The sequence below is a fragment of the Mesorhizobium sp. M7D.F.Ca.US.004.03.1.1 genome (assembly GCF_003998635.1).
Lineage (GTDB): Bacteria > Pseudomonadota > Alphaproteobacteria > Rhizobiales > Rhizobiaceae > Mesorhizobium > Mesorhizobium loti.
In genome coordinates, this window is the sequence record NZ_RZQG01000233.1 from 1 (window position 1) to 7,382 (window position 7,382).

Genomic DNA, 7,382 nt, shown 5'->3' on the forward strand with positions numbered 1-7,382 from the left:
GTCGTAGAGCATGCCGAGCGCGCGCCGCACGGCCGGATTGGCGAATTTCTGCAGCCTTGTGTTGAACAGGAAGCCGGTCACGACGGGCGGAATGCCGGTGTCGAAGGTTTGCGCGACCACATCGCCCTTGTGGAAGGCCGGAAAATCGAGATCGCGCTCGCGCTTGACCGGGTCGCTGTCATCGTCGATGGCGCAAAGGCCTTTCTTGAACGCTTCGAGCTTGGCGTTGGCGTTGAGGAAATACTCGATGGTGATCTGGTCGTAATTGTCGAAACCGCGCTTGGCAGGGACATCCTTGCCCCAGTAATCCGGGTTGCGCTTGAACACGATGCGCTGGCCGGGCTGTACCTGCGCGATCGTATAGGGACCACTGCCGATCACCGGCTTCAGCGTCGTCTTGTCGAAGGTCTCCTTGTCGAAGGCGTGCTTCGGGATGATCGGCGTCAGCGCGATGATCAGCGGGAATTCGCGATCGGCCTTGTCGTTGAAGGTGAAGCGCACACTGTGGTCGCCGGTCTTTTCGAGCTTGGCGACCCTGGCCATGCGGTCGCTGTAGGGCGGTCGCCCTTTCTCGGTGTAGACGTCATAGCTGAACAGCACGTCCTCCGGCGTCACCGGCTGGCCGTCCGACCACTTGGCTTTCGGATTGAGGTGGAATTCGATGCTCTTGCGCTCGGGATCCATGTCGGCCGTGTCGGCCAGCAGCCCGTAGAGCGTGAAAGCCTCGTCGGCATTGCGCTGCATCAGCGGTTCGAAAACCAGATTGCCGAAGATCGTGTCCATCATGCCGCGCGCCGTCGTGCGCAGGCTCTTGAGGATGAAAGGGTTGAGATTGTCGAAGCTGCCGACGACGCAATAGGTGATCGAGCCACCCTTCGGCGCATCGGGATTGACGTAGTTGAAATGCGTGTAGTCGGGCGGCAGCGCCGGTTCGCCCTGCATGGCGATCGCGTGCTTCGGCTCCGATGCGGCCGGCTGATGCGAAAGTGCGAGAAACGATATCGCGGTGATCAGCCAAACAAGAACGCGGCCCATGACCGTCTCCTTACTGGGTCGGCTTGATGATTCGGTGTGCACCCTAGCATGAGGCGGCTGCGCGCCAGCCAACCGCGCGCTCAACAATTGCTCACGTCGGGCTGGATTCGGCCTCGCTTGCAGTGTAACACGCCCTCCGAAGTCATTCTGTTGCCTCATTTCGGCAACAGGTAGCTGGACCACACGGCACGAAGAAGCCGGTCCCGGGATCATTTGAGAGGAAGTGCACGACATGACGAGCCTGAACAGCAACGCGTACCGCCTGTCGGTCATGGCCGCTGGCGTGATCGGCTTTCTGGGCGCAGGACTTCCCGCTGCTTCCGCACAGCAGCAACAGCAGATTCCGCAAGGCTGGTTCAAGGCCTGCACCAAGCAGGAAGACGTCGACATCTGCAATGTCCAGAACATCACCACCGCCGGCAATGGCCAGCTGGTCACCGGCGTCAGCTTGATCGAGCTCAAGGGCAAAGTGAACCGCAAGGTGTTCCAGGTGACGGTCCCAACCGGTCGTCTGGTGCCTCCCGGCATCGGCCTGCAGATCGACACCGGCAAGGCGCAGAAGCTCGACTATGTGATTTGCTTCCCGGATCGTTGCGTGGCCGAAGTGCCGCTGACCGATCAGCTTGTCGCCTCGTTCAAGAAAGGCCAGGCGATCACGCTGACCTCCGTCAATTTCCAGAACCAGCCCAACCCGATCAAGATCGCCCTGCAGGGCTTCAGCGGCGCCTATGACGGCCCGGCGCTGCAGCAGTCGGACATCGAGGACCGGCAGAAGAAGCTTCAGGACTTCGTCGCCAAGAACAACCAGGATTTCGCCAAGAAGCTCAAGGAAGAGCAGGACAAGGCGAAGACCGCCAACTGATCGGCCGATATCGCCGAGCCAATAAAAAAGCGGGATCATGCCCCGCTTTTTTTGTGACCCTGGTGGGTCAATGCCTCGACTGCCGTTTCGGCTGGTAGCCCCCATCCGGCTTCTTGTCGAACATCTCCTTGATCTGCGGATGCCGGACCGGTTCACCCGACTGATCCTCGAGCAGATTCTGCTCGGAGACATAGGCGATGTATTCGGTCTCCGAATTCTCGGCGAGCAGATGGTAGAAAGGTTGATCCTTGCGCGGCCTAACGTCGGCGGGGATGGCTTCGTACCATTCGTCGGTGTTGGCGAATTGCGGATCGACGTCGAAAATGATGCCCCGGAATGGAAACAGCCGGTGGCGAACCACCTGTCCGATTGCGAATTTGGCTGTTTTCATCGTACTCACCACTGAATTCCTTGAGCTTATTTGGCGCAGACGGCTCATCAATTCAATCCCGAAGCGTCCAAGCGCGCCTCTAAGCTACGCAGGACGCGATGCAAAGGTTTGCAGCACGCGACGATGTCGATGACGCAGATTATCGGAAACGTTCGGAAATTCGCTGTCAGCGTGCCGGCCTTCGCAGGCCGCCGGCCAGTGCCGCGAAACCGCTGCCGGGACGAAGTCCCTCGCGCATGAAAAAGGCGCGAAGCGGCGCGAAGCCACCGAGCGCGCCGAGCCCGGCAACGCGGGCCATCTGCGCCGGCAGCATGTCGGATAGCAGCGACATGTTGAGCAGGTTGACCGCGCTGCTGCGCGCCAGAATATCGGGCCGACGCTTGAAGTCATAGGCTGCCAAGGCCTTGGCGGCGCCGGGATCGCTCCGATTTTCACAAGCGATTCCAATCAGATCGTCGACATCCCTGATGCCGAGATTGAGGCCTTGCGCGCCGATCGGCGGAAACACATGGGCGGCTTCGCCGACCAACGCCACACGGTCTCGCGCGAAACGCAGCGGCGTCACCGCCGAAAGCGGATAGATCTGCCGGCCCGGCTCGATCGTCACCCGGCCCAGCATCGACTGCATCTGCTGTTCGACCCGCATCGAAAGCGTCGCATCGTCCAATGCGGCGAGTTCGGTCGCGGTCTCGGGCCTCACCACCCAAACCAGGCTCGAGCGATTGCCGGGAAGGGGAACCTGCGTGAACGGGCCGGTTTCGGTGTGGAATTCCGTCGAGGTGAAGGCGTGGTCGCTGCTGTGGCGGAAATTGAGGACAAAAGCCGCCTGCGGATAGGAGCGAGCCGAGGTCGAGATGCCGGCTGCCTGGCGCGCCGGCGACAAGCGTCCGTCCGCGGCGACCGCCAGCGATGCATCCACCGAGCTGCCGTCGCTCAGGACGGCACGGACGTGCTCGGCATCGAGGTGCCAGGTCGCCACCATTGACTTCAGCCATTCGATGCCGGCATGCGCGGCAACCTTGCTGGCGAGTGCCGGATTGAGCACGCTGTTGGGCAGGTTCAGCCCGAACTGGTCCTCATCGATCTCGCTTGCGCGAAAGGTGACGACCGGGCTGCGGATCAACCGGCTGGTCGCGTCGACGATGCGCATGACTTTCAGGGGCGCCGCCTTGGGCTTGATGTCTTCGAGCACGCCCAGCCGCTCAAGCACTTTCAAGGCGGGGTTCATCAGGGCCGTGGTGCGACCATCGGGGGCAGTGGCCTCCGGCCCGACCAGCGTCACCGGGAAACCTGCGGCGGCAAAACCGAGCGCCGCGATCAGTCCTGCCGGCCCCGTGCCAGCAACCAGTATCCGCGCAGTTTGCTCATGCTCCAAGATCGGCTTCCGGCTTGCAGTGCGAGGCGGTCTCCCCGACCCGCCGTTCGATAAGCATATAGGTCAGATCATGCCGCTTGATCAACGCGGCGATTCGGCCCATTCGAATGACATGACCGGCCAGCAAGACGACTTCAGCCATCTCGACCGCGCCGGCCGCGCCATGGCGAGCATCGCACGAAATCCTCGCGTCACGGTAAACGTCGTTGTCGGCGCCTGTATCTTGCTTGCCTGGCTGTCTCTTGCCGCGATGGCAATCCGCAGCGCTGAAGGCAGGATTGCAGGCGTCAGCACCCCTGGCGACACGATCCTGCGCAATCTGCCGCGATTGCCGCTGCCCGATTTCCTGGAACGGTTCTTTGCGCTCTGCCTCTCGCCGGTGCCTCTGGACGCAAGTCTCGGCCTGCAGGTCGGCGCGCTCGTTTTCATGTGGTTCCTGATGGCGATCGCAACGATGCTGCCTTCGGCCGCGCCGATGATCCGCACCTATTGCGAGATCGCCGATACGGCTCGCATCAAGGGCGAACCAGTCGTCCATCCGCTGGTGCTGGTCGCTGGTTACCTCAGCGTCTGGCTCGCTGCCTCAGTGATGTTCGCGGCGCTGACCCTGGCCGCCCATACATTCGCCGCTTCAGGCGAGATGCTCGACCCGGTCGTCGGCGCTGCCAGTGCGCTCGCTCTGCTGGTCGCCGGCCTCTATCAGTTCAGTGGCCTGAAGGAAGCCTGCCTGAAGAAATGCAAGAACCCGTTCTCGATCCTTTTCGCGAACTGGAGCGCCAGGCCGGCCAGCATCTTCCGGCTTGGCGTCACGCAAGGCCTGTGGTGCCTCGGCTGCTGCTGGGCGTTGATGCTGGTGATGTTCGCCGTCGGCGTCATGAACGTCTTCTGGATGGCGCTGATCGGGCTGTTCACCCTGATCGAAAAACAAACGGCCAGCAGGGTTCCAACCCGGCTGGCCGGTGCGATACTGCTTGTCTGGGCAGCCGCGCTGCTAGTAGTCTCGCTGTGAGTGGGGGAAAATCGATGGCAGATCATAACTGGGCAATGAAGGGAGAGCTTGTACTCTCCTGCAATTGCACGGTTTTTTGCCCTTGCGTGCTGTCCCTCGGCAACCATCCGCCAACTGAAGGCTATTGCCAGACCTGGGCCGGGTTTCGCATCGATGCAGGCCATTTCGGCGACGTCGACCTGTCCAATCTCAATCTTGGGCTGGTCATGGAAATCCCCGGTTACATGAGCCGCGGCAACTGGACCGCCGGCCTGTTCATCGACAAGCGAGCCTCGGTCTACGCGGTCAAGGCGCTGACCAAGATCTTCACCGGCAAGGCGGGCGGAACCACATCGCTGCTCTCCATCCTGGTCGGCAAATTCCTCGGCGTCGAGCAGGTGCCGATTACCTATGAGACGCGTGACAAGACGCGCATCTTCCAGATACCGAAGATCATCGACGGGGCGGTGACACCCATCCCCGGCAAGGACCGCGACAAGGATACGGTGATCAGCAATTCTGAATACTGGATCGCGCCGGAGATCATCGTGGCCAGGTCCGACAAAAGCAAGATGCGGGCTTTCGGCCGCAACTGGAATTTCGCCGGCCGTTCGGCCGAAATCTGCAAGCTGGATTGGCGGGGCCCGTGAGCAAGAACACAACGGCCAGAAAAGCCGCCAAGAAGATCACGGACCGGATTCCGCGGCCGAAGAAGAAAGTCACCTGGCCGCAGGCAAGGGCGTTCTCCGTCCATCTCTTGACCGCATCGGGCTCGTTCCTGGCCTTCCTGTCGCTGGTGGCGGCAAGCGAAGAGCGCTGGACGGCGATGTTCTGGTGGCTCGGGCTGGCGCTGTTCGTCGACGGCATCGACGGGCCGATCGCGCGCAAGCTCGAGGTCAAGGAGATCCTGCCGGCCTGGTCGGGCGAACTGCTCGACAACATCATCGACTACGTGACCTATGTGCTGATCCCGGCCTTCGCGCTCTATCAGCGCGGCTTCATGGGCGAAGGCCTGTCGTTCCTGTCGGCGGCGATCATCGTCGTCTCCAGCGCCATCTACTATGCCGATACCGGCATGAAGACGAAGGAGAATTTCTTCAAGGGATTCCCGGTGGTCTGGAACATGGTGGTGTTCACGCTGTTCGTCATCGAGCCCGGACAATGGGTTTCGTTCGCGGTGGTGGTGGCGGCCGGCATTCTGACTTTCGTGCCGATCAACTTCATCCATCCGGTGCGTGTGGTGCGGCTGCGGCGCATCAATCTTGCGATGACCCTTTTGTGGTGCGCTTTCGGCGCGCTTGCCCTGGCGCAGGCGGCACTTGCCGCCTTCTATGATCAGATCGGCGTGCTCGGCGAACAGGTCAGCACCTTCACCAAGATTGGCATCACCATCACCGGGCTCTACCTTGCCTGCATCGGTGGCGTCATGCAGTTCTTTCCCAACCTCGGTGCCAAAAAGGCCTGATCAGCCAGTTTTCTCAAGGAAGCCTAACGATGTCCAAAGCGATCCGTATCCACGCCCATGGCGGCCCGGAAGTCCTGACCTATGAGGACACAGATCCCGGCCAGCCGGGATCGGGGCAGATCCTGATCCGGCACACGGCGATCGGCCTCAATTTTATCGATGTCTATCATCGCACGGGCCTTTATCCGCCGCCCGGCGGGTTCCCGCTTGTGCCAGGCAGCGAAGCCGCCGGCGTGGTGCTGGAGGTGGGCCAGGACGTCGATTGGCTGAAGCAGGGCGATCGCATCGCCTATGCCGTGACGACAGGGGCTTACGCGCAAAAGCGCATCATCGATGCCAGCCGCGTCGTCAAGGTTCCAGATGGCATCAGCGACGAACAGGCCGCCGCGATGATGCTGAAAGGCATGACATCAGAATATCTGCTGCGCCGGACATTCAAGGTGAAAGCCGGCGACACGATCCTGTTCCATGCCGCGGCCGGCGGCGTCGGGCTGATCCTCGGCCAATGGGCGAAACATCTCGGAGCGACCGTCATCGGCACCGCCAGTTCGTCCGACAAGATCGAACTCGCCAAGGTGCACGGCTTCGACCACGTCATCAACTACAAGGAACAGGATTTCGTCGCCGGCGTCGCCGCCATCACCGGCGGCAGGAAGTGCGATGTCGTCTACGATTCGGTCGGCAACGACACGTTTCCGGCTTCACTCGACTGCCTGAGGCCGCTTGGCATGTTCGTCAGCTTCGGCCAGTCCTCCGGACCGATCCCGCCGTTCAGCATGTCGTTGCTGGCACAGAAGGGCTCGTTGTTCGCAACCCGGCCGACGCTGTTCGTCTACAATGCAAAACGCGAAGACCTCGAGGCGTCCGCCGCTGCCTTGTTCGAAGTCGTGCTCACTGGCGCCGTCAAGATCAAGATCAACCAGCGCTATGCGCTCAAGGACGCCGGCAAAGCGCATTCCGACCTCGAGGGCCGCAGGACGACAGGGACGACCATTCTCATCCCTTAGTCCGTTCTGCCTTGCTAATCCTTGAATTTCCGCTGAAATTCTTGAAGCTCTTTCAAGACGCGTGCCGCTTTCCGATGAGAGCCGGCCGCGCCTACCATGCTTGCGGGAACACAGAACATATCTGGCTAACCAGATGGGAGGCACTGTGAGTGCAAATCAGGACGGCACGAACCTGCTCGAGGTCCGTGGCCTCACCAAGATATTCGGCACGCTGACGGCGTGCGATCACATCGATCTCGACATCGCCAGAGGTGAAATC

8 protein-coding genes are annotated in these 7,382 nt (G+C 61.3%); 5 read left to right on the forward strand and 3 right to left on the reverse strand.

The genetic code is table 11. From position 1 onward, the window contains the following. Positions 1 to 1,035 (reverse strand): extracellular solute-binding protein (locus EN935_RS15235; protein WP_164771143.1); only part of this gene is annotated, 1,035 nt, incomplete at its 3' end. Between the two features lie 232 nt (positions 1,036 to 1,267). Between EN935_RS15235 and EN935_RS15240 the strand changes: the two genes are divergently transcribed. Then, positions 1,268 to 1,897 carry an invasion associated locus B family protein gene (locus EN935_RS15240; RefSeq protein WP_109671259.1) on the forward strand — a complete coding sequence of 210 codons (630 nt, stop codon included), beginning with the start codon at positions 1,268 to 1,270 and terminating at the stop codon, positions 1,895 to 1,897. Between the two features lie 67 nt (positions 1,898 to 1,964). Here the strand turns inward: EN935_RS15240 and hspQ are convergent, their stop codons facing one another. Together hspQ and EN935_RS15250 are read right to left on the reverse strand one after the other, a co-directional pair. After that, entirely contained in the window at positions 1,965 to 2,288 is a 324-nt protein-coding gene (gene hspQ, locus EN935_RS15245) for a heat shock protein HspQ (RefSeq protein WP_056587784.1), read from the reverse strand. 166 nt (positions 2,289 to 2,454) lie between these two features. Further along, positions 2,455 to 3,663, reverse strand: a complete 1,209-nt coding sequence (locus tag EN935_RS15250; protein WP_127262504.1) for a UbiH/UbiF family hydroxylase — start codon at positions 3,661 to 3,663, stop codon at positions 2,455 to 2,457. Between the two features lie 112 nt (positions 3,664 to 3,775). On the opposite strand from EN935_RS15250, the gene EN935_RS15255 reads away from it, so the two are divergent. From EN935_RS15255 to EN935_RS15270, 4 genes are read left to right on the forward strand one after another with little or no spacing between them, the layout of a single operon-like run. Beyond that, a complete protein-coding gene (locus EN935_RS15255; RefSeq protein ID WP_164757537.1) occupies positions 3,776 to 4,672 on the forward strand; it encodes a DUF2182 domain-containing protein in 897 nt (298 codons plus the stop codon). Positions 4,673 to 4,686: 14 nt separating this feature from the next. Then, positions 4,687 to 5,301, forward strand: coding sequence for a DUF1326 domain-containing protein (locus EN935_RS15260; protein WP_109671262.1), 615 nt, complete (start codon positions 4,687 to 4,689; stop codon positions 5,299 to 5,301). Beyond that, on the forward strand, positions 5,298 to 6,116 hold the full coding sequence (gene pcsA / locus EN935_RS15265) for a phosphatidylcholine synthase (RefSeq protein WP_127373413.1): 819 nt from the start codon (positions 5,298 to 5,300) through the stop codon (positions 6,114 to 6,116). Before EN935_RS15260 ends, pcsA begins: the two co-directional genes overlap by 4 nt. Positions 6,117 to 6,145: 29 nt before the next feature. Continuing rightward, entirely contained in the window at positions 6,146 to 7,123 is a 978-nt protein-coding gene (locus tag EN935_RS15270; protein ID WP_127262502.1) for a quinone oxidoreductase, read from the forward strand. Positions 7,124 to 7,382: the final 259 nt, after the last annotated feature.